17 protein-coding genes and 1 tRNA gene are annotated in these 20,693 nt (G+C 45.9%); 10 read left to right on the plus strand and 8 right to left on the minus strand.

The window, feature by feature from the left end; genetic code table 11:
- The first annotated feature begins 30 nt into the window (after window positions 1-30).
- Window positions 31-762 (plus strand): RluA family pseudouridine synthase, encoded by a 732-nt coding sequence (locus tag L5L77_RS00215; RefSeq protein WP_263221764.1) that lies wholly within the window; start codon window positions 31-33, stop codon window positions 760-762.
- Window positions 763-835: 73 nt separating this feature from the next.
- Here L5L77_RS00215 and L5L77_RS00220 read toward each other — a convergent pair whose 3' ends face one another.
- From L5L77_RS00220 to L5L77_RS00235, 4 genes are all read right to left on the minus strand, one after another.
- Window positions 836-1,609, minus strand: a complete 774-nt coding sequence (locus tag L5L77_RS00220) for a substrate-binding periplasmic protein (protein WP_263221765.1) — start codon at window positions 1,607-1,609, stop codon at window positions 836-838.
- 216 nt (window positions 1,610-1,825) lie between these two features.
- The gene (locus L5L77_RS00225) at window positions 1,826-2,914 is read right to left on the minus strand and encodes a methyl-accepting chemotaxis protein (RefSeq protein ID WP_028761511.1); all 1,089 of its coding nucleotides are present in this window, start codon (window positions 2,912-2,914) and stop codon (window positions 1,826-1,828) included.
- Between the two features lie 265 nt (window positions 2,915-3,179).
- Complete coding sequence (gene mgtE / locus L5L77_RS00230; protein ID WP_263221768.1) at window positions 3,180-4,553, minus strand: magnesium transporter; 1,374 nt, start codon at window positions 4,551-4,553, stop codon at window positions 3,180-3,182.
- A gap of 19 nt (window positions 4,554-4,572) precedes the next feature.
- Window positions 4,573-5,280, minus strand: coding sequence for a hypothetical protein (locus L5L77_RS00235; RefSeq protein ID WP_263221770.1), 708 nt, complete (start codon window positions 5,278-5,280; stop codon window positions 4,573-4,575).
- A 773-nt stretch (window positions 5,281-6,053) separates the two neighbouring features.
- On the opposite strand from L5L77_RS00235, the gene L5L77_RS00240 reads away from it, so the two are divergent.
- Window positions 6,054-7,259: an endonuclease/exonuclease/phosphatase family protein gene (locus tag L5L77_RS00240; protein WP_263140024.1), complete on the plus strand. Its 1,206-nt coding sequence runs from the start codon at window positions 6,054-6,056 to the stop codon at window positions 7,257-7,259.
- A 302-nt stretch (window positions 7,260-7,561) separates the two neighbouring features.
- Complete coding sequence (locus tag L5L77_RS00245) at window positions 7,562-8,752, plus strand: class I SAM-dependent rRNA methyltransferase (RefSeq protein WP_011788387.1); 1,191 nt, start codon at window positions 7,562-7,564, stop codon at window positions 8,750-8,752.
- A 181-nt stretch (window positions 8,753-8,933) separates the two neighbouring features.
- Here L5L77_RS00245 and rpiA read toward each other — a convergent pair whose 3' ends face one another.
- Complete coding sequence (rpiA, locus tag L5L77_RS00250) at window positions 8,934-9,596, minus strand: ribose-5-phosphate isomerase RpiA (protein WP_028761507.1); 663 nt, start codon at window positions 9,594-9,596, stop codon at window positions 8,934-8,936.
- A 239-nt stretch (window positions 9,597-9,835) separates the two neighbouring features.
- Here rpiA and L5L77_RS00255 point away from each other — a divergent pair, with 239 nt between their 5' ends.
- Genes L5L77_RS00255 through L5L77_RS00270 form a run of 4 tightly spaced genes read left to right on the plus strand, consistent with a single transcriptional unit; the run spans window position 9,836 to window position 12,876 of the window.
- The gene (locus tag L5L77_RS00255; protein WP_263178943.1) at window positions 9,836-10,768 is read left to right on the plus strand and encodes a DUF808 domain-containing protein; all 933 of its coding nucleotides are present in this window, start codon (window positions 9,836-9,838) and stop codon (window positions 10,766-10,768) included.
- Window positions 10,769-10,803: 35 nt separating this feature from the next.
- Window positions 10,804-11,736: a 3'-5' exonuclease gene (locus tag L5L77_RS00260; protein ID WP_263221771.1), complete on the plus strand. Its 933-nt coding sequence runs from the start codon at window positions 10,804-10,806 to the stop codon at window positions 11,734-11,736.
- Window positions 11,733-11,891 (plus strand): hypothetical protein, encoded by a 159-nt coding sequence (locus L5L77_RS00265; protein ID WP_263221772.1) that lies wholly within the window; start codon window positions 11,733-11,735, stop codon window positions 11,889-11,891. Before L5L77_RS00260 ends, L5L77_RS00265 begins: the two co-directional genes overlap by 4 nt.
- Before the next feature lie 40 nt (window positions 11,892-11,931).
- A complete protein-coding gene (locus L5L77_RS00270) occupies window positions 11,932-12,876 on the plus strand; it encodes a hypothetical protein (RefSeq protein WP_263221774.1) in 945 nt (314 codons plus the stop codon).
- Between the two features lie 106 nt (window positions 12,877-12,982).
- Here the strand turns inward: L5L77_RS00270 and L5L77_RS00275 are convergent, their stop codons facing one another.
- Window positions 12,983-13,321 (minus strand): PBPRA1643 family SWIM/SEC-C metal-binding motif protein, encoded by a 339-nt coding sequence (locus tag L5L77_RS00275; protein ID WP_028761503.1) that lies wholly within the window; start codon window positions 13,319-13,321, stop codon window positions 12,983-12,985.
- A 381-nt stretch (window positions 13,322-13,702) separates the two neighbouring features.
- Between L5L77_RS00275 and L5L77_RS00280 the strand changes: the two genes are divergently transcribed.
- The 3 genes from L5L77_RS00280 to L5L77_RS00290 all read left to right on the plus strand — a co-directional run bounded on the left by L5L77_RS00280 (window position 13,703) and on the right by L5L77_RS00290 (window position 17,055).
- Window positions 13,703-13,779: transfer RNA gene (locus L5L77_RS00280), tRNA-Trp, on the plus strand.
- Window positions 13,780-14,450: 671 nt separating this feature from the next.
- Complete coding sequence (locus tag L5L77_RS00285; protein WP_263221776.1) at window positions 14,451-15,662, plus strand: NnrS family protein; 1,212 nt, start codon at window positions 14,451-14,453, stop codon at window positions 15,660-15,662.
- Window positions 15,646-17,055 carry an ammonia-forming cytochrome c nitrite reductase subunit c552 gene (locus tag L5L77_RS00290; RefSeq protein WP_263161846.1) on the plus strand — a complete coding sequence of 470 codons (1,410 nt, stop codon included), beginning with the start codon at window positions 15,646-15,648 and terminating at the stop codon, window positions 17,053-17,055. The genes L5L77_RS00285 and L5L77_RS00290 overlap by 17 nt, the downstream gene beginning before the upstream one ends.
- 284 nt (window positions 17,056-17,339) lie before the next feature.
- Here L5L77_RS00290 and L5L77_RS00295 read toward each other — a convergent pair whose 3' ends face one another.
- Together L5L77_RS00295 and L5L77_RS00300 are read right to left on the minus strand one after the other, a co-directional pair.
- Window positions 17,340-18,917 carry an ATP-binding cassette domain-containing protein gene (locus L5L77_RS00295; protein ID WP_263221778.1) on the minus strand — a complete coding sequence of 526 codons (1,578 nt, stop codon included), beginning with the start codon at window positions 18,915-18,917 and terminating at the stop codon, window positions 17,340-17,342.
- Window positions 18,914-20,515, minus strand: coding sequence for an ATP-binding cassette domain-containing protein (locus L5L77_RS00300; RefSeq protein ID WP_263221780.1), 1,602 nt, complete (start codon window positions 20,513-20,515; stop codon window positions 18,914-18,916). The genes L5L77_RS00295 and L5L77_RS00300 overlap by 4 nt, the downstream gene beginning before the upstream one ends.
- Between the last annotated feature and the right edge of the window lie 178 nt (window positions 20,516-20,693).

The raw sequence follows: 20,693 nt of genomic DNA on the forward strand, positions 1-20,693 counted from the left end.
TTATTGCCCATTTAGGTAGCCTGAAAAATTATGTCTGCTCCTGCCGATAGCCCTGCCAAAGTCGATACTTTTATTGCGCCGCCTTGCCTCGGGCAAATACGCGTGCTTTATCAAGATAGCGACATTCTGCTGATTGATAAGCCGAGCGGATTATTGAGTCTGTCGGGGAAGAATCCGCTCAATCTCGATTCAGTGCATTATCGTTTAGTGCAGGATTTTCCGACGGCCACTTTGCTGCACAGGCTCGATTTTGGCACTTCCGGTATCATGCTGGTGGCGCTGAATAAAAGCGTGAATGGTTTGCTGACAAAACAGTTTCAGGCGCGCACGGTTGAAAAGCGTTATACCGCCTTGCTGCACGGGCATTTAGCCGCTGACAGCGGGGTGATTAATCTGCCGATCGCTAAAGATGTTGAGCATTTCCCACTACAAAAGATTTGCCACAGCACAGGTAAACCTGCGATCAGCGAATATCGGGTACTGGAACGGTTAACCGACCCTTTTGCCACGCGGGTCGAATTTACCCCTGTTTCTGGCCGAACCCATCAACTGCGGATCCACAGTCAGCAATTGGGTCACTCAATACTGGGGTGCGATCTCTACGGTGGCGTGGGTGAGTGCGTGACTGATAAGGCTGATGCAGATGAAGCTGATATCACTAATACGACGAGCAGCAGATTAATGCTGCATGCGACCCGCTTAGCGTTTAACCATCCTATCAAGGGTGAGCGTATCGACTGGGTTTGTGAGTGTCCTTTTTAAGCGCTTTTAAAAGAGCAATAGAGTTTAACTCTCAGCATTCAGCACTTAGCACGTAGAATTTAGAGCAATGGGTTTAGTTGCTAAACCCGATACGTTCGGTCTGCATTGGCGGCGTATCGTTGGGGAGCCAAGTATGGTAAATCGTTGCGAAGGTGCCATCTGCTTTTATCGCTTCTAGGCTGTTTTTCCACTGTTCGATCACATCATTGGGTGTGCCTTGTGAAAAGGCAATATAAAGATGATTAGCACTAATCGTGAAGAGCGACTCTACGTCATCAATGCTCGCGCCCGCATCCGACAGAATACTCGGCGCGGTGAGATTGGCATTACACCAAAGATCGACACGTTGCTTCATCAATTGTTTGGCACTCAATAAGGGCTCGGATGAGGCCGCAACATTCGTAAATCCCAGTTCGAGCAATAGGCGTTCTTCCACCGAGGCACGATAGACACCAATTGCCTTAGCTGTCTTTGCATCATCTATAGTGGTTATTTTTATACCGCTATTTTTTAAGGCATAAAAATTAGTCGTGCCGATAGCAACAGGCCCAATCATAGTAAACATTTGCTCCCTTTCTGCTGTGCGCGTCATAGTAAACAGCACAGTATTAGGTTGCTCGGTCAGCATTTTCCAGCCGCGAGCCCAAGGTACGACCTTGATTGGATCTGGGTTGTTTATGCGCTTTTGAATTTCTTGTACTACCTGTACAGCTAAACCATCGGGTTTGCCATCGACAGAAAAGCTGATTGGTGACCATTCTTCGGTATAGATGTTGAGCGGCTGCGCGCGAAGAGAAACTGCGCTGCTAAGGGTGAGTGATAACAATAAACTTGTGACTAATTTCATTAATAACCCTAAAAATTAGAATGTTATAATTGAGTCTCACTGCTTGCTCTTGAAACGATTAAAGATGAAGGCTGTGTTTAAATCAAGTATAGCTAGGGGTTCATTTTCTAAGATTAAATTTACTATACCGTTTTGAACGATAAAAAAAGAGCGCTTGTATGGCGCTCTTAGGTAGGCTTATTTATGGGCGATAGCTTATCTTTCTGTGCCTATATATCACGCTCGATATACATCACGCATAAGGTTATCAATGCAATGCACAACACGCATACTGGCGTCTTCCATTGAGTGCAGTTGTTTGACCATCTCAGGCAAATTACCTTTTTGTCTCGCATTGAGCGCCGCTTTTCCTGCCTCGTGTACCGCTTTATGTGGTGCATCTAATGCTTTGAAGTTACTTAAATGCTGATAATTCTCGGCACCAAATCCTTTGAAATACCATTGCCCTAGGCGGCACTCAGTGTGTGAGTTCACATTGTGGTTATGCTGTGGTTTTTCAATTAATTGATAAACACTACTTTTCCAGACTGCGTGGTCGAGCTTAGTGGTATTCAAGAATGACGCTGTGGCTGCGTTATGGATAACGTGCTGCATTTGTTTTGAGCGTTGCAGGACATCTTCAACGACTTGGCCAATTTGGGTTGAGGAGGTGGCTACATCAACGGCACTACTTTGATTATTATGAACAATTTCTTTAATCTCAGCCGCTTGCGCGACGATTTGTTTTACGAGTTTTTCAATATGGCTACTGGCTTCATGGGCTTTGCTTGCAAGCTGGCGCACTTCATCGGCCACCACGGCAAACCCCCGTCCCGCTTCGCCTGCACGGGCGGCTTCAATGGCGGCGTTCAATGCCAGCAAGTTTGTTTGTTCTGAAATTCCTTGAATAGCCGCGACAAATTGATTGATTGAAGAGGTCGTAGCATCGAGTTCTGTGACAGCTTTCATGCTGTTCGATGCTTGATCATTAATATAAGTTGCTCTAGTGCCTAAATTGGCAATGGCCACACGGGTTTGATCAAAAACGTGATTGAGTTCAGACAGTGATTCTTTTTCCGCAGAGAGTAATTCGGCACTGCTGGCTAAGCCTTCGCGCACGGCATTAAGCATATCTCCGCCTAGGTTTTGGCAGGCGATCACTTCAGTGTAGTGGTCTGCATTTTGGCGCGACTGTTGCTGCATAGTCTCATTTTCACGGATCATGCCACGCAGTTCATCTATTTCATTTTGGTGTTGGCGTTCTAGTTGGATGAGTCGCTCTTTTAGCGCCTGGTTTTCAGCTTTGAGCTGGGAATTAAACCACATATAAAACCTCTCAAGTCGCTAGGACTATCACTATTGCTTATCGACTTACTGTGACTGGGCTCAGCGGTAAATACTGCAATGTTAATAAAAAGTAAAACGATTCAGGTATGGAAATATTAACTGATCTTTAAGCTTTATTCTTAATTTTTTTAAGGTTATTGAAGCTTTTATGCTTTGTCATAAATGGGTTAGTACTATCGAATGATAAGTGAACCACGCTAAGGTTAACTTAGCTTGGTTCACTTTGAGGTCTTAGGTCTTAGGCCTATGGCATAGGTAAGTCGAGCACCACTGTGGCTATGCTGAAATACACGAGTACACCTATGATATCGGCGATGGAGGTGATGAGTGGCGCACTAGCGGCCGCAGGGTCCATCTTTAACTTGCTCAGTAAGAAAGGCAGAGACATACCAATCAAGCTGCCAATAATCACCACAATTTGCATTGTGAGTGCCACAACCAGCGCGATTTCAGGTCCGCCGCGCCAAAATCCTAGCAAGGACACTGCCGCTGCCATGCTGGCTCCTAATAATCCGGCGACAAATAACTCGCGCCCTAGCATAGATAACCAATCCTTGAGAACCACTTCCCCTGTGGCTAAGCCACGTACCATTAAGGTCGCCGATTGTGATCCCGCATTACCGCCGCTATCGATCAGTAGCGGCAGGAAGAAGACTAAAGAGACATAACTGGCAATCGTGTCTTCGAAGAAGGCGATACCGGCCCCTGAGAAGATATTACCAAAGACCAAAATCACCAGCCAAACCACGCGCTTGCGGTAGAGTAAGCCTATGCTGGCGGTCTTAAGGTTATGGTCAATATTGCCGATGGCCGCAGTTTTTGTGAACTCAAGATCCGCCTGTGAGCTGGCGATATCCATAGCATCATCATAGGTGACGATACCGACGAGCTGGCCTTTGCCATTGACTACTGGCAGCGCCATTAAGTCGTAATGGGCGATCATCTGCACCGCTTCTTCGCGAAAGGCATTGGCATCGAGCGCGACGGGGTCGGGTTTCATAAAGTCGACCACTCGCTCGTGCGGTTGCGCCAGCAATAACTGCCTTAAAGATACAGTTCCTATTAAGCGGCCTAACATATCCACCACATAGGTTTGATAAATCGTTTCTTTATCAGCCGCTTCAGTACGCAGAGTATCGATGGCTTCTGCCGCAGTATGGCGGCTATTGAGCAAGGTGTAATCCGAAGTCATGACCGCGCCGACTTTAGCTTTATCATAGGCGGCGAGGGTGCGCATATCTTCCCATTTGGCCAATGCTAGCGCAGGTAAAATTGCCGCTTGCTGGGCTTCATCGAGCAGATTATAGAGGTCGGCACGTTCATCTGCTGCCATGTGAACCAGCAGCGCAGATAGCGTAGTTTTATCTAATTGCTGTACTAAGCTCGCCTGCAATTCATCGGTCAGATAGCGAAACAAATTGGCGCAAACCTTAGGTGAGGCCAGTTGCAATAATAGGACTTGTTGAGCTTGATTAAAGACGTTAAATACGGCTGCAATATCGGCAGGGTGGCGTTTTTCGGCTAATTCAGCCATGGCGCTGGCACTGCGTTGCTCGATAATCATTTGCAGGTTATGGATGATTTTTTTAGTGTTGTTTGTGCTGTTATTCATGTTCATAGTTCATTCTCTCAACGATCTAGTGACCAAAGTAAAAGGTGATGTCTGCGCCAAGTTGCAGCGCGTTGCCACGAAGGGCATTGCCTAAGCTCAATTCCAGCTGTAGCTGTTGTTGCGGTGTGTGTTGATAAGCGAACTGATAGGTAGTCTCGCTCAATTCTTTTTGATAAATCTCAGCTATCACGCGATGGTGACTACTGAGTTCATACGCCGCCGCGATACCCACAAGCAATTGGGTTGATTGATTAAACTCATGGGTAAAACCTACATTGGCATAGAGACTGACATCAGAATCGCCTAAGGTTTTGCCAAAAATGCCGAAGACTTCGGTGGCTAATTCGTTACTGGCATCGAGGTTTTTCTGCAAGTTAATCACCAGTGCGCTGTGCCAATCATCCTGTTGCTGCTCTGGATCTGAGTGGGAGTTTACGTTGAGTGGTAGCTTAATGCCGACCTCTGCTTGCTCCTCACGAATATCGTCATTGGCATTGGACGCTAATCCTAAATGCCATTCCCATTGATTGCGGCTGCAAGTCGTGGCCGCGTTTAATTGTGGGCGAGCATGATCCGACCTAGGTTGTTGCCAGCCCATTTCTAATTCACAGCGCTCCGCGAGGGCCGGATCATCTACTTCGAGATGGGATGCCGCCGCACTCATGCTGTAGTACAAGCTGATACTTGCACAGGATAAAGATCGCAAAATTGATGTGTTGTTTATGTAAGCCATATTTAGGCTCCTCAGATGTAAACCCATAGGTGTAAATCCATAGGGAAAACGAAGTCCACTGAGGCAAAAAACTTGCTTTGAGATGCAATAAATACACATAACTGAATCCCAGCAAAATGCTGGAATTGCTAAAGCGCAGCCATAGGCTCAGGCTTATTGTCTGTGATTGATATTTTGGGGGAGGCTGAGTGAAGAATGGTTCACACTACTACCCTGCTTAGCAGGTAGCAGCAAATATTGCGGGCTAGTGCTAGGCGTTAAATCCTGTCTTTTGGACAGGGCATCTACTGTCGCTTATGTGTGTGCCCACAGTGGGTCTCCGCAATGATTAAAGTCGCCACATTCTAAGGGACTGAAATGTAAAGTCAACCGCACATGTTGTTACATATGTTTTTGTTTGAATTTACACTTTGAGGAAAAGTTAATTTTATGATCATTCTTGGGCTTGCGTGATTTTGTTGGGAGTGCTGATGGTTTTGTGCACTAATCATTGTTGTGTAATTGTTTGTTTTTTGGCTGGTAGCGGTTGATTTTTGTTGTCGGATTTAACTGTGATATTGAATTGTGGTTTTTAACGGTATGACTTATCTCAGTAAGCTGTGTTTGAGTCGCCAGAGATGAGTTAACACTTTATCCATAATGGGGATTTGGTATTAGTGCACTTCGGGTATACCCTTGTCGTGCCTGCGGTGAGTCATTGTGCTCACTCAGATTAAGTCAGATTAAGTCAGATTAAGAGAGTTTGCTGTATTCAGATTTGGGGGGATTAAGCTGTGGCACACAATATCGATGAGTTGGAATCAATGGCTGCACCTATCGATCATAAGTGCACCGCGAATATCAAGATCGCCAGTATCAATCTGTTTAACTTTATTGAGCCGCCTTTGGCTTACTATGATTTTGAAAATATCTATAGCCATGGGCAATGGCAGAAAAAGTGTCAGTGGTTGAGTGAGTTTCTCGTACATCGCCAGCTCGATATTGTGGGATTTCAAGAAGTGTTTAGCCCTGAACCGCTCAAACGAATCGCCAGCGAGCAAGGTCTAGGGTATTTTGCGGTCGTTGATGAGCCAACTCTTATCAGTGATTACATTTATCGTAGCCCTGTGGTCGCGCTTGCCTCCCGTTATCCCATAGTGGAAATTAGCAGTGTCGAACCTGATGCGCGTTTAGTGGCTGCCATGGGATTATCGAGTGAATTTGCCTTTAGCCGTAAGGTGCTGCGCGCAACCGTTGAAGTGCCACACATCGGCAAGTGTGACTATTATGTGGTGCACTTTAAGTCAAAACGTGCCGGATTAGCGCTCGAGCCTAAGCTATTTGAACATCAGTCCCTTGAACATCAACCTCTCGAACATCAGCCACTTGGGTTAGATAACTTGGCTCCCGCAGCGAGCATGAAACTGCATTCAGAAACCCAACTACTCACAGAGCAAGCCTTAGGCCGCTGGGCATCCACCATGCAGCGCGGCGCGGAAGCTGCGTTATTATTCAATGGCATATTGGTACGCAGGCAAGAGTCTAAACATCCCGTTATCGTGATGGGGGACTTTAATGACAGTCTGACAATGGGCGCCTTAGATGCGTTAACGATACAGGGTGAGAGCATTCACAGTAATGACATTAAAGCCGCTGGCCTTGGGCATTTATCTGATGCGGCGTTAGCGGCGGTGTTTGCTCAGTATCAACTTAAGGATGCCTATGAGTTATTTATTGAAGCGAACTTGAGGGACAGTTTGACTGGCAATACCGCTTACCATAGGGAACACAGAGCGGCGACCCATTACTATGGCCCTAAAGGTTCAGTGCTGGATTATATTTTGCTTTCGAGTGAGTTTGATGCGAGCCATGGCCGCAGTTTAGCGCAAGTCGTAGATTATCAGACCTGCGATAGACACTTAGTCAGACCTGAATATGAACGCGACGCCTACAGTACTGACCATGCGCCCGTCATTGTTGAGTTAGCGCTACGTAGCTAAGTTCTCGTGTTTACTGATTAATTCGTCTTATTTCAAATCATGTCAGTTGTCTTTATCGTGCAGGCATCTTTTCGCTACGGTTTTGTTAGCGTTGTGTCATTAACCATTCCTACATCATTTCGCATGAATATCATTCAGAATTAACCGTTAAAATAAGGTATGATCGGCCACCCGTGGATGATGGTAAATAAGCGCTTCGGCGTGTTCGGTACTCGCACTTAGGTGGCATTGGGTATATCATCCGTTTCCCATTTTTAGACAGCAGCCCTTTTTTAGTGGCGGCCCTATTTTTAAAGGCAACTATGGCTATCAGAATCAAACTTAAACCCGGCCGCGAGAAGTCACTCGAGCGTCGCCATCCTTGGGTATTTTCCAATGCTATTCATAACATTAAGGGAAAACCTGAAGCGGGTGAGACAGTCGATGTGGTCGCGCATGATGGTCATTGGTTAGGTCGTGGTGCTTGGTCGCCTGAGTCGCAAATTCAAGTGCGGATTTGGACTTTCGATCGCGAAGAGGAAATTGATCGCGCGTTTTTTGCTAGACGTTTACAGCGGGCGCAAATCGGCCGTAACGATTTAATCCGCGAGCAAGGCTTAACGGGTTACCGTTTAGTGGCTGCTGAGTCCGATGGTTTACCTGGGATCACCATCGACAGATATGCCAATGTGTTGGTGTGCCAGTTACTGAGCACAGGTGCTGATTTATGGCGCGATACCTTAGTCGAGCTATTGGCTGAGCAATATCCAGATTGTGCTATCTATGAGCGTTCCGATGTGGATTCCCGTAAGAAAGAAGGCCTGCTGCCTGTTACGGGTTTACTGCACGGCACTCTGCCAGAAATGCCAGTGATTATCGAAGAAAACGGCATCAAGATCGCCGTCGATGTGATTAAAGGCCATAAGACAGGTTTCTATCTCGATCAACGTGATAACCGCGCCATTGCCGCCCGTTTTGTCAAAGATAAATCGGTATTGAACTGTTTTTGCTACACAGGGACTTTTGGTCTGTACGCTGCGAAAGCAGGTGCTGCCAGTATTGAAAACGTCGATGTGTCTTCTCTAGCCTTGGCGACAGCGCGCCTCAATATGCAAGTGAACGGTTTGAGTGATGACAATGTGCATTACAACGAAGCCGATGTGTTCAAGTTGTTGCGCCAGTACCGTGATGAAGGCAAAACCTTTGATGTGATTGTGCTCGACCCGCCTAAGTTTGCCGATAACAAGGCACAGTTAAACGGGGCTTGCCGTGGTTATAAAGACATCAACATGATTGCATTGCAGTTATTGAATCCGGGCGGCGTGTTATTGACCTTCTCTTGCTCAGGATTAATGCCTGCGGATCTGTTCCAAAAAATCGTGGCCGATGCCGCGCTCGATGCGAAACGTGAAATCCAGTTTATTGAACGCTTAAGCCAAGCGAGCGATCACCCTATCGGTAGCGCCTTCCCAGAAGGATTCTACTTAAAAGGTCTAGTTGCCAGAGCTTGGTAAGCCAAGCGTTTGATATAAGCTGTCTGCGATGGGCTGCTGAGTCAGATAACATTGAACCCTAAAAAGAACCATAAAAAATGCCAGCCCTTTGAATAAAGTGGCTGGCATTTTTACAGTGTATTTTGACAGTGTTTTTTACATCTGCAGCCGTGTGACTGGGATGTGAGTGTTAACGCTTAACTTATTTGGCGGTAAAGGTTTTTACGCCATCAGGGGTGCCAACGAGTAACACATCCGCACCGCGTTTGGCAAACAGACCGTTAGTCACTACACCGACTATCTCATTGATCTGACTTTCTAATTCTTTTGGATTAAGGATCTTAAGATTGTACACATCGAGGATCACGTTGCCGTTATCGGTCACAACGCCTTCACGGTACACAGGATCGCCGCCAAGTTTAACGAGTTGACGCGCCACATAAGAGCGTGCCATCGGAATGACTTCTACGGGTAGTGGAAATTCGCCTAGTATGTCGACTTGCTTAGTGTTGTCCACGATACAGATAAACTTCTCAGCCACTGCCGCGACAATTTTCTCGCGAGTTAATGCCGCGCCGCCGCCTTTGATCATATCCATACGGTCGTTGATTTCATCGGCTCCGTCCACATAGACAGATAAACGATCGACGCTGTTTAAGTCATAAACGGGAATACCCAGCGCTTTCATTTTCTGAGTTGATGCCTCAGAGCTAGAGACTGCGCCTTCGATATCGGCTTTCATGGTCGCCAGTGCATCGATAAAGTGATTCACAGTCGAACCCGTACCAACACCAACAATGCTGTCTTTTTCAACGTACTTAAGTGCGGCCCAACCGGCAGCTTTTTTCATTTCATCTTGAGTCATGTTGACATCCTGTAACGGCAAATGAGTAAAAAATTCTGGGCTTAGTATACTCTTTTCCGATAAATAATGTGGCGCAATTCCACCGTGGGTGTGATCTAGATTGCTGGCATTTTCACATTAGCAAGCAGTCCCAATAACGTAAGTAACTTAAGCAGTTAAGTTGGAAAGCATTTCGCTATACGCAACTAATCTAACTAAGCTACTATGGCAAAAGTAGAATGATTTATTGAGGATTTAGCATGGCAGGCGCGAGTTTATTAACCTTACTCGACGATATCGCATCGATTTTGGATGACGTAGCGGTAATGAGTAAAGTGGCGGCAAAGAAAACCGCGGGTGTACTGGGGGATGATTTAGCCCTCAATGCCCAGCAAGTGACGGGCGTAAGCGCCGATCGTGAATTACCCGTAGTGTGGGCGGTGGCCAAGGGATCATTCCGTAATAAGTTGATTTTAGTGCCAGCAGCAATGCTTATCAGTGCTTTTATTCCCTGGGCTGTCACCCCTTTATTAATGTTTGGTGGACTGTTTTTATGCTACGAAGGGTTTGAAAAACTGCATCACAGCTATAGCCATAGAAAAGGCCTGCAACAACACGAAACCCAAGTAGAGAATGAGTTACCTGAGATTAAAGATTTCGCCGCCTACGAGGCCGAAAAAGTCAAAGGGGCGATTCGTACCGACTTTGTGTTATCGGCGGAAATTATTGCCATTACCCTTGGTATCGTGGCGGACAAATCGCTATCGACACAGTTTTTTACGTTAGCTGTCATTGGGATAGTCATGACCATAGGCGTGTATGGCTTAGTGGCGGCGATTGTGAAAATGGATGATGCGGGTTTGTACTTGAGTCAACGTGAAGGTGCCTCTGTATTAACTCAAATGAACCGTAAATTAGGTTTTGGTTTATTGAGTGCAGCTCCCGTATTAATGAAAAGTTTAACGATTATTGGCACGGCAGCCATGTTTATGGTGGGCGGTGGGATTTTAACTCATGGCCTACACCTAGTCGGCGAGCAAATCCACCATGCTGAACAAGCGGTTGCTGCCATTGGTGTTGTTGGGCCTGTGTTTGCTGTGCTGACGCCAAGTATTCTTAATGGCTTATTTGGTGTCGTTGCTGGCGCTGTTGCACTTATTGCGATGACAGGAATACAGAAATTGCGTAGTTAACTAGCTGCGCGCATCAACCATCAAGGATGAGCACGATGAAGTTAATGAAGTACTGTGTCTCCCCGAGTAAGTTGGCTTGGTTACGTAAAGAGTTTGGCAAAGATGCCGATGGGTTAATGGCGGCAATGGATGCTGCTGGCACGGCTTATCTTGATAACCTCAATGCCTTGACCGAGCTGCAGAAAAGTGAGCAGGTATCGGCCGAGGCTGAAAATGCAATTAAAGCTAAAACTCAACTTCAAGCGCAGCGTCAGTGGGCATATTTGTGGCTGCAGCAACGTATCGCTTTGACTACACGTATTGATGATATTGAACTTGCAGCGTTAGCAGCTTTTGAATTTCAACATGTCCGCATCGAGGTAGTTGAGCCGTCGGAGTTCGATGCGGTTGTCGCGCGATTACAGGTTGAGCAAGTCTTAGGTTTTGATACTGAAACCCGTGCAAGCTTTGAGCGCGGCGTGCAACACCCCTTGAGTCTTATCCAAATCGCGACAGTGGATACCTGTTATTTATTTCAGCATGCCATTTTGGGTGAGCAATTCACCCAGTTAAAAGCCTTATTAGAAGATGAAACCATACTCAAAGTCGGGGTTGGTTTACGCAGTGATGCACACGCTCTCAGGCGGCAATGGGGCATTAATGTCGCCTCAACATTAGATTTAAATTGGGCACTGGCTCAACTTGGAGCGGAGAAGGAAATGGGGACGCGCCAATTAGTTGCGGCGCTTTTGGGTGCTCGTATCGACAAACCTAAAAAAGTCACCTTATCGAATTGGCAGTACGTGCCTTTATCCAGTGCGCAAATTCATTATGCTGCCGCCGATGCCTTGGCCGCACTCAAATGCTTCAACGCGTTAATATCTCAGTTGACACCCTTTTATCATGCATCAAGTGCCGCAAAAGCCGCATTATTAATTCCTTCAAGTTTGATAATGCCATTGGCGAAATATTTTAAGGATGCCGAATGAAACACAAAACCCAAGATGCCGCAAAAGTTAAAATCATGTCATTACATTCGGATGCGAGCTCGCAAGGCACCAGTACTTTAGGTTTGATTTACCGCGTATTTGGCATCTTGCTTCTGTTAAGTGTTATCACTTTTGGGATTAATGCTTGGGCATAGATAGCGTTATTGCCAGCAGTTGAAAATAAAGGAGAACACTATGTTAGATGCTATTTGTGAACTCGAAACAGAGGATCATTTAATTGCGAGAACGACTTATAGTGTTTTTAAGTTTCAACAATTACCCGATGAGGATATCGAGCGTTTGCGGCAATGGTTAATTTGCCCCGCCTGCGGTGGTAAAGCATATTTCCGTAAAGCCTCAAAAGACGGTAAAGCAGCTTGTTTTGGCTCGCGATATCATCAAGCTGATTGCATTGAATTTAAACCTTCGGCACAAAAGTCCCGTGAGGAGCAAGATGCCATCGAAGTGCAGCAACAGTTGGTGGACGCCGATGCTTTAATGATCGATTTTAGTCGTAAACCTCGTCGCCATTCACCTGCAAACAAAGTTTCGACTGCACAGGTATTAAGCAGCAAGACTGAGCCAACGCCTAAATTGTCCTCTATGCCTGAGTCATCGAAAGCGTCTGTTGCATCGTCAGTGGATGATCGGATACAAGAGTCGAAAACAGGCTACCAAGTTAACACAGCTGGACATACCACTGAAAAACGAGTGCCCAGCCAAGGGCTCGAAAAGTTACTCCACAGTTTATTGCGCGGCACAGATTTGGCGAAATCGGATCTCTGGGTATACACAGACGCTGAGCGAAAATACCGTTGGCGGGCGAAGAACCTGTTTGTCAATTTTGCCGATGCGGACCCAAGCGACAATAAACCCCACATGTATTGGGGCACGATATCCCACACTGACCCGACGATGAGCTGGCTTAACCCCGCCGACAGTAAAGATATCGGCATTCCTATCGATGGGATAAAGCAACCATTATTAGCGCAATTTGAAATAGAAGATAAACGCTGCTTTGAAGGCGCTGGTTTAATTTTATTTGGTAAATGTTTTTGGAATAAAGAAAAGACCCGCAAAATTATTCAGCTATGGAATAACGATTTGCAGCGGATTTTTATCTCAAAGTTGGAAGATTAATTGGCTTTGGGGAGAGAAATTAAAAAGAGGGGAGAAAAGGGGCGATTCCCGACGCACAAAAGCGTTACAGCAAAAGTCCCTATCTATATCACGCTGATGAAAGCGCTTACTTGCCGCAGCACTTCTTGAATTTTTGACCGCTACCACACACGCAAGGCTCGTTACGATTCGGTTTTTTCTCGAAAGTCGTGGTCTTAGGCTTATTTAATAAACCTTCTAATTCAACAATATCTTCAGCGACGTCGGCATTGACTTCGATATTGGCGAACAGCTGGTGTTCGGCAACAATCGCGGCAACTTCGAGTTTACGCGCTTCGTCGGCAACAATTAATTGTAATGGTAATGCTTCTGTACCCGGTTTAGCGGCACGTTTAGTGTTGTAGCCATAGCTTTCGTGCTTTGGCTTAGGGGTTTTACGACCCTTGAAGAAAAATTTGTCAGACATGAGTGGTTCCGTCGAGCTGTGTATGAAATTGACGATGCTTATACTATAAAACGCCGATTTTATAAATCGAACTCAGATCTTTTTTCGATAAATGCGCGTCTTTAACCCTTAAGCACCTCAAAATGGCCGAAACGGCACACTTATTCGACGTCATCAAACTGATTTGTTGTGGGATCATTTAGTCGAGTTACTATTAACCTATGGGCTCTAAACTAAGTATCTACTACGTCATATCGCTAATATGCGATGGCTTTTTAATCTCAGTGGCAGTTAAATCAACTGCAATAGCCTAACTTGTTTGAAAAACCTTCAGTTAATGAGTTTTGCCATAAAAAGTACTTTACCTTTGGAAGTGCTTTTAGCATAATGCCCCACGTCAACAGGGGTGTAGTTCCAATTGGTAGAACAGCGGTCTCCAAAACCGATGGTTGCGGGTTCGAGTCCTGCCACCCCTGCCAAATAAAACAACGGCTTGCATAGAAATATGCGGGCCGTTTTATTTTGTGTTGAATAAAGCGTAAAAAATGATTTTGCTTGGATTGAATAACTCGCCATTTTTTAACGCTACCAATTGCCGGTACTATTTCCATTTTTTTGTCGTAACCCTCCACATAACTGCGACTTGTAGGTTATTTCCTGTCAATGCTTGTTCATCAAATAGGTTGTTGGCGAAGTCACTAATCCGCCAGTTTCTAGCCTGATAATCGATGCTAAAGCGAGTTACCACATAATCATCTGCAACTGTTATCGCCGTTATAAATTGAGCTGCCTGTGCTATCAAAGTCTTGGCTGTGTTCGAAATAAGATAGGCCAATCAAAGCCACGGTTATTTAAATCAAAACGGTATTTCTCCCATCTAAAATTTACCAATGTGTGACTGTTTGTGCCGTTACCTGTGTAAAAGTTTGCATCGAACCTTTGTCCATCATGAACCCGCAGTACATTGATCAAGCCTATTAGCCGTCAGAAATGAGTATTCCATGACACTTTATTTTTTGTTCATCTTTGGGATCTTAGTTCCAAAATCTAAGATTTAGTTTGAATTGAAGGTCATAACAGTACAATATAAGGCCCATATTGAATGCATCTTAAGTGTGTTCATCATCGTTCTGCTACTCGGCTAACAACTATGCTAAATATTGATGATCCTACACAAACCGAACGTACTCACGCGTTATGGCGCTTAGGCTTTAGACCTTTTTTCCTTGGGGGAGCAATATTAGCTGCGCTATATATCCCTTTGTGGCTATTAACTTGGTTTACTCCCCAATATAGCTTTTTCCCTTCATCTTTTTGGATCAAGATATTGCCGCTATGGTGGCATCCACATGAAATGTTGTTCGGTTTCGCTATGGCAATTGTGTGTGGATTTTTGCTGACAGCCGTGCAAAATTGGACCAACCAACCCACATTAAAGGGATGGCCACTCGCATTGACCTTTAGCTGCTGGTTACTGGCACGATTATTACTCTTACTTCCAATGCAGGTTCCGCTCATTTTGCCCGCCTTGTTTGATTCATTGTTCCTTGGTATGGCAAGCCTTACCCTATGGCGCTGCATTTATAAGGTGAAGCAATGGCGCAATATTGGTTTTCCGATCATGTTGTTTGCCGCACTCGTGATTAACAATGTCAGCTATTACGCTTTATTTGAACGTGATTTTATCCTTGCCAACCAGATCTGGCAGGCGATGTTATGGTGGTTAGCCTTACTTATCACCATAGTCGGTGGGCGTGTGATTCCATTCTTTACCGCGATGCGCATTAAGGCCACTAAAGCAGATCCCTTAACTTGGATTGAATACCCGATGATCCTGACGATGATCTTGCTTGTCATTCAATCACTCATCCACCTTATACCTCTGGAAGTCGAGCGAGGCTTACTGCTCATTGCGGGGCTCTTGCAGCTGGTCCGATTTGCACGCTGGTTACCCCATAAAACACTGAAAGAACCTATGCTGTGGTCCTTGCATCTTGCCTATTTAATGTTGCCTCTTTGCCTGTTAGCCATGAGTTGGTATCTCGATAATGAATATGCCTATCGCAGTCTGCTTCACCTATTTGCTATTGGTTGTATGGCTACCCTGTGTCTTTCGATGATTTCCAGAGTGTCACTCGGGCACACAAGTCGAAATATTTATGAGGGCCCTAAGATGATCTTGGCATTTATTTGCCTACCGTTAGCGGCACTGCTCAGGGCGCTAATGCCCATCTGGTTTCCGGCCCACACCCAAGTCTGGTTATGGTTGGCTGGCAGTTGCTGGTTTATCGCATTTGCACTGTTTGTATGGCACTACTTGCCGATACTCTCTCGCCCCCGTATCGATGGGCGCCCAGGTTAATATTGATGTTAGGACAAAAGGATACAAAGTGAAAATTTATTTAAAAACAGTTACATTGCTAAAAATGATTTGCTTGCTCGTCATAACTATATGTACATCTGTAGCGGCTTCCGATACTAGCAATCAACAAAAATACCCTAACCAATATCAATCTTGGCAAGCCACCTCTGAACAAGTTGAACGCGAAGATATGCTCGCCAATTATCCCGCCAGCATCATACTCTGGGCAGGATCTTCCTATGCCAAAGAGTACCATAGCCCACGTGGGCATCATTTTGCCGTTGCTGATGTGACGCATACTTTACGAACAGGTGTCCCCCCTAAGGCAGGAGAGAAAGGATTATCCGCTAGTTGTTGGACCTGCAAGACACCGGATGCCCCTAGATTGATTGAACAACTAGGATTTGAAGGATACTCCGCTAAAAACTTTACCGATCTGGGCAAAGAGATCCAAAGCGTAGTGTATTGCAGCGATTGCCATGAATCTGGCACTAATAAGTTAACTTTACCTCGCCCCCATGCCCAAGAGGCTATGGCTAAAATTCACCTGCCATTCGATAAACAAGATACCGATATGCAAGGTGCGCAGGTATGTGGTCAATGTCATGTCACTTACTATTTCCGTCCAGAAAAAAGTAATGTTGTAAATATTCCCTGGATTTTTGGCAGCACAGCCGACGATATTGAAAAATATTATGACACTCGCCGCTTCTTCGAATGGATCCATCCTCTTTCGAAAACGCCCATACTCAAAGCACGTCATCCTGAGTTTGAACACTGGAGTCGCAGTAAACATGCCGAAGTCGGTGTCACTTGCATTACCTGTCATATGCCAACCCAGCAGGATGCAAAAGGTGTTGAATTTACTAGCCATAAAGTTGATAAAGCCTTACCGCATTTTGATAACAGTTGCAGTGGCTGCCATAGCAGTAAAACCAAAATTGAAACCAAGCTCGCGGCCAATAAATTAACGATTGAGACCAAAGCCCGCGAAGTTGAAGCTCTGCTCGTCAAGGCCCACTATGAAGCCAAAGCGGCATGGGATGCAGGTGCTAAATGGGAGAATATGAATGAGCCCATTATGGCGATACGACACAGTCAGTGGCGCTGGGACTTTGCCATGTCTTCACATGGTTTGTATGCACATAATCCACAAGAAGGTAAGCAGCTTTTAGATAAAGCTATCGAACAAGCGAACGAAGCACGTCATCTGCTCGCTGGAATATTGAAGCAACTTAACGTGACTCAAGTTAGTTATCCAGATATCAGTACTAAGGAAAAGGCCCATCAAGCGATAGGGTTAGTTGAATCGGATTTAATCAAAGAAAAACAAAAGTTTATTGAAGAGGATGTTAATAAAAATTGGCACCCTGTCGTAAAATATGGTTACTAGTTTATTAACGGGTAGCTGATAATTTGAGGGATTTTAAAGCTCAAAAGCGAGAGGAAGCTCGAGTATTTATGCTTTGATTCAGTGAGCGTTATGCCAACAAGGCTTGGTCGGTTCTACAGTAATGCTCATCTTCTTTGCACGAATAATAACTGCAGTCGAAATGATTCATGTCATTTCGGCTGCAGTATATAACTCATTGAGATGTGGTCAGTAACGACAAATTAATCACTATAATCTGTGTAAGACATCTGTAATTCAGTTTTTTAATGCGTAGAAAGCCGATCCTACTTTGAGGCAACTGATTGATGAAATTCTATTATCTTGGTTGGCTGCCAAAGTGATTGGTTTCGATGCGAAACTAAAACCAATGTACAACTCTGTTCGCAAATAGCCTTGGCTACACGCTTTTCTGTCTCTTCATCCAATGCCGAGGTGGCCTCATCCATTATCAGAATCGGCGCATTTTTGATAAGCGCTCGTGCTAAGGCAAGCCTTTGGCGTTCCCCTCCCGATAACCCTGCGCCTTGTAGGCCGACTTCTTGGTAAATGCCCAGTTCTGATCTGTCTAATACTTCATTCAGAGCCACTTGGCGTGCCGCTTTATCTACGGCTTGATCGTCGGCATCAGGGTTACCAATACGAATGTTACTGGCAATGGTGCCTGTAAAGATGAGTGGATCCTGCGGCACATAGGCGAAAAAGCGGGCAAGTTCAGTTGCGGGAACTGACGTGAGCGGCACCTTGCCCAAAGTGATCAGGCCTAGGGTGGGATCATCAAAGCGCATCAATAGCTTAAGTAAGCTGGTTTTACCTGAACCGCTCGGGCCACAAATCAGCACGCGTTCACCTGATTCGATAGTGGCATTGATATTTTGCACCGCAGGGGGAAATGTTACGTTATTCAGTTCGATTGTATGATTGTTCGGTGTCTTTTGTTGCGCTTGGCTTGGCTCTTTGAGCGTTGGCGCATTAGTCGCTTGTCGATAGTGTTTAATAGCCGCTAACTGATCATTAATGCTTATTGCCGCCACGGCGAGAGTCTCAAGTGGCGCTGATGCGCGCATGGTCAACATCAAGACTGCGAGCAGCATTGTCGTATTGTTTACGCCTGATAACACGAGATAGACAGCCATGCCGGCAATAGGTAAAAAGCTGGCGATAGCCGACAGTAATGTCGCTATAGCGGCGGCGCGATTAGTTCGACCCAGTGCGATTTCTTGCGCCTGCCAGTTTTGCTCTAACCGTGTTGTTGCGCCGCTATATCCTGCTGCTGTGCGCAGTAACTCTAGGTGGTCGATCAGTTCAAGAGTTGACTGATCTGCTGCCAATTCAGTGTTGTTTCGGTCCATATCTGCGCGGGCAAGGGCTCGTTGCGCCATACTCTGAATCACAAATGACACGAGCAACAAGCTAGCCAACATCAGTACCAGTGGTATGCCACCGATCAATCCTATGCCAAAGGTAATGCAGAGCGGAATAAGCGGTGCATGAATAAATACCTGAAATTGATGTGCCGGAATACTCATAAAGCCAGGAATACTTCGAGAGACAGTTTCTATGAGTAGTGTCCTGACACTCGGTGTAAACCAAGAGAGTTTAGCTTGTTGCATGGTCGTGCCTAAGGCACTGTAGAGCGCATTGGCCAGCCTTGCGCCAGCCCAAAAACCTGAACGCGAAGCCAGTATTGTGGTGAGTATGGTTATTGCAGCAATCGATAGCACTTTTTGCGGTGATTGCTGCTCAATAATGGCTAAAGCCAGTTGAATGTAGCATGCCGCTTCCAATATGGCCGTCACAGCCCAACCGCAGGCAACAGGTATTAAGTGCTTTATGGCTGCGTAATTTTGGGGACGATTTATCATTGGCCTTCTCCTTCCCTGTGATGATGCTTGAGTGTGAGCTTGTCATCCGCCAGCTCGGCAAGCGTTAAGTCATGGGTGACCATCACAATCGTTTTGTGGTTTGTTTTTGCGTGATGGCGTAGCGCTGTGAACACGTTAAATGCCGTTTCGCTGTCTAGGGCCGATGTGGGTTCATCAAGCAATATCACCCTAGCGGGTGAAAGAAATACACGAGCAAGATTAACGCGTTGTATTTCACCGCCAGAGAGCGCGCTTGCATGAGTAGTTAAGGGTTTATCCAATTGCGCGCAGTGTAATGCTGCTAAGTAATCGTCATCCGTGGCATAAGGTGCGGTGAGCGCGAGATTGTCGGCGATGGAGGTTGCCAGTAGTCCCGCACCTTGCGGTAATAGCATGATCGCGCGATTAATCGAGGCTTCATCCATCTCATTGAGTGCAATACCAGCAAGTCGAATATCTCCGGTATTTAGCAGCTCCATGCCAGCTAATAAACGCAGTAATGTGGATTTGCCAATACCACTGATCCCTGTAACTGCCGTGACTCTGCCAGATCTAAATTGATAGTTAATGGGCACAGATTGATTGCTTGTAGACAGTGAAGGCACAACATTCGTGAGGGTGAGCTGCATATTTGCATTAAGCTCAATATTGCCGTTACCAACAGGAACTCTCGACTGCTCAAGAAAATCCGTTAGCCGCTGAGCGGCAGCGCGGCCCGTGGCAAGATAATCAAGCCCATGCCCGAGCTTTAGGGCTGGCGTGACTATGGCCAGACTGAAGAACAAGGCTGCAGCAAGGTTTTCTGGCGGCCATTCATACCCGATGGCATAGACAATGGCAAAAGTACAGACAGCCTGCAGTAGTGATGTGGCCACAGCGACTGAAGTTGATACCTTGCTTACCCGCTCAAGAATATCCCCAATAAAATGTGTCGTTGCCTTTTGGTAATCGGCCATAGCACCCGTTTGTACGCCATAAATGCGAAATACAGGCGCACCACGGGCGTAGTCATCCACCGCGGCAGTGATATTTCCCATCACATTGACTCGTGCTTCCCCCTGTTTTGCTGCAAGCCTTGGGATCACCACCAAATAGAAAAGCGCTGCGACTAGGCCTGGTATAAGGGCAAGTAATGCCACTAAGCCAGCGCTTAAGATCAGCAAACCAATAGTGATGGCAGGGACAATGATAAAGGTCGCTAATTCTGAGGGTAAATGCGCGATCATATGATGCAATGACGCTATGTCATCGACCATTAATCGCTTTAACTTTTCGCCCTTATATTTTGCCAAGGTGCTTGGTGGCAACCTGACAAGATGCGCTGCAACATGACGCCTTAATCTTCCAGAAAATTGCGCCTCAGCATTGTGGTTAACCCAAGATGCGCCAGCTGATAGCAACGCTGACACGACCCCAAATATGAGCGCCCCCGCTAACCATAGCGAGTGATGACCAGCAATAAGTTGAATCATGCACCAGAGTGCACCTAGTGTCGTCACGCCAGCACCTACCGCTAGCAGCATTCCGAAAGTGAGTGCGGGAATCGCCGGACGTAGGGCGAAGGCTAATGTTGAAGTGGGACTGAAAAGTCGCTGCATTTTAATGTTCACCTAAAAAATCGAAGTGGAACAGGCTGGGCTTCGGTCTGGAAAGTGTGATTAACACAAGGCCAATGAAGCGATGAAGTCTTGATATTGCAGAGTAAAAAATAGTCTGAGTGCCAGATTTTATGGGCAAATGAACATCCACGAGCCAAATTCCTTGTTTCATAAAAAT

Origin of the sequence: Shewanella sp. SM29 (assembly GCF_025654245.1) — a bacterium.
GTDB classification, from domain to species: Bacteria; Pseudomonadota; Gammaproteobacteria; order Enterobacterales; family Shewanellaceae; genus Shewanella; species Shewanella oncorhynchi.